The following is a 2,078-nucleotide window of genomic DNA, read 5'->3' on the forward strand; positions in this document are numbered from 1 at the left end:
TTTTGAGGGATTGCGTCATGTGGCCGACGATGTTGGCGACCCGATCGATTTCCTCGGTGAGTACGGCGAGTTCCTGGCGAACGCCATCCTCCGGCAGTTTCCGTTCGAGAATGCTCAGGTAACTCTTGATGATGCCCAGCGGGTTGCCGGCTTCATGCACGATCTGGCGGGCCTGGCGGGTGAATTGCTGGGTCAGCTCGGCTTCGACCTGCTGCCGGTGCTGGTTCGCTTCAATGACCGCATCGAGGCTGATCGCGGCGATCTTGCCGAAATTGGCCAGCCAGGGAATCTTGCGCTGCAGGCGGGCGTACTGCTTTTCGGACAGGCCGCAGACAATCACGCCGATGACGCGATGGCGCGCCAGCATCGGGATGCAGAGCAGGCCATCGGCCGCTAGCGCCCGGGCGAGTTGGAGGTCGAGCAAGGCGAGGGGTTCAGGCTGATCGAAAGTGGCCCGTACCTGACGCCCGATGATGGCCGCTGCGGCCAGCGAGCGGGAAGAGAGCAGGGGGATGGATAACTGCCGGAAAAGTTCCGGCTGGGCCCCGACCTTTTCGCCAGAAATCGCATCACCCTTGTCGTTGGCGAGCAGGATGGCGACTTTCGGCAGGTCAAACAGGATGCGCGCCGACTCCCTGAGCGCGAGCAGGACTTCGGTGTCGCTGCCGAGCTGGAAGAGATCCTGCTGCAACGGCTGCAGCAAGGCCATGCCGCCAACCAGGGTCGCCAGATCCTCGTCAGACGCCGTCGCCGGGTCGGCCAGGCGCGGCGCCGGTGTCGGCGTAGCCGTGCGGCGTTGGGGAAAATCGTCGGCGATGCTGATGCCGAGGGCTTCGGCAATCTGCCGGGCACGCTGGATGGCACGTTCGCGAACCGCCAGCAGGGCCGACATCTCCAGCCGGGGGCTGCTGCGATTGACGACGATGGCCAATTCCGGCGTGCTCTCGGCCGTCGCGCTCAGCGCCTGGGCGAGCCAGACGATTTGCGGCAGAGCGGTAGCCGTGACGATTTGATTGGCCGCCGTGTGATGGAAGGCGACGCCATCGGCCAGCACGGAATCCATTCCCCAGTGGTCGATCAGCCAGCCGCCGACATCGGCATGCGTTGTGCCGAATAGTTGAAATTCTTCGGCCTGGAGTTTCGGGTTCTCGATCGAATTGGCCAAAAACCGCTGATACGGCTCGCCGATTGCCGAGAGCAGGATCAGTTCGCCGATGTCGTGCAGCAGGCCCGACAGGTAGGCTTCATCGGGGTGCGGGTAGTCCGCCAGCTCGGCGATGCCGCGCGCCATTTCACCGACCAGCAGTGAATGGCTCCAGTAGTCGGCGACATCGAATTTGTCGAGGTTGGGGTTGCGGTCGAAAAGGCGCTGGATGGACAGGCAGGTCGCCAGCGAGCGAACGAGGCGCGTGCCCAGCGCGATCAGGCAGGTTTCGAGATTCTTGACTTCTTTGCCGCGGCGCAGGGCGGGCGAGTTGGCGACACTCAGTATGCGGCTGGCCAAGCCGGGGTCTTGTTCGACGAGGGTGGCTAGTTCGCCCATCGTCGCCTGCTCATCCTCGACCGTCCGCACCAGCCGCAACAGAATCTCGGGCGGCGAGGGGATCCGGGCGATGTCGATGGATTCCAGGACAGACTTGGGGAGACTGTGCATGAGTATGGTGGATGAATAATTGCTTATAGGCAGCGCGGAAATGGGGGGGCGGCTAATCGTGAACCTGATCGATACGTGTCTAATTTACACAGTTAAGGGGCCGTGAATGTGAAATGGCCGAAAATTTTTTCGGCCGAATAAAAACCGGATGGGTCGAAAATTTTCAGCCTGGACGCGTGCGAAAGCCGGCGTTGCCTGGCGCCCCGGCGCGGGGGGGGCGGTTTCAAATTTGGCCGAAATTTCCGGTTGACCGTGGGAATGCCGCCCGTAGACGAAAAAAGGCCGGCCGGGAAGGATTTCCCCGGCCGGCCTGGCGTGCTGCCGGATCAGCCGCGCTGGGCGAGCGGCGTGACGTCGCGCTTGGCGGTGCCGACGTAAAGCTGGCGCGGCCGACCGATCTTGTATTCCGGATCGGTGATCATTT

At 62.8% G+C, this 2,078-nt stretch carries 1 protein-coding gene; it reads right to left on the bottom strand.

Annotation, left to right across the window (positions count from 1 at the left end; translation table 11 throughout):
- Positions 1–1,654, bottom strand: a 1,654-nt coding sequence (locus ADADOO_RS06495; RefSeq protein WP_511276024.1) for an HDOD domain-containing protein, incomplete at its 3' end; no start/stop codon positions are given.
- Positions 1,655–2,078 lie beyond the last annotated feature (424 nt).

This window comes from Azonexus sp. (assembly GCF_036170495.1).
In the GTDB taxonomy this organism is placed as follows: Bacteria; Pseudomonadota; Gammaproteobacteria; order Burkholderiales; family Rhodocyclaceae; genus Azonexus.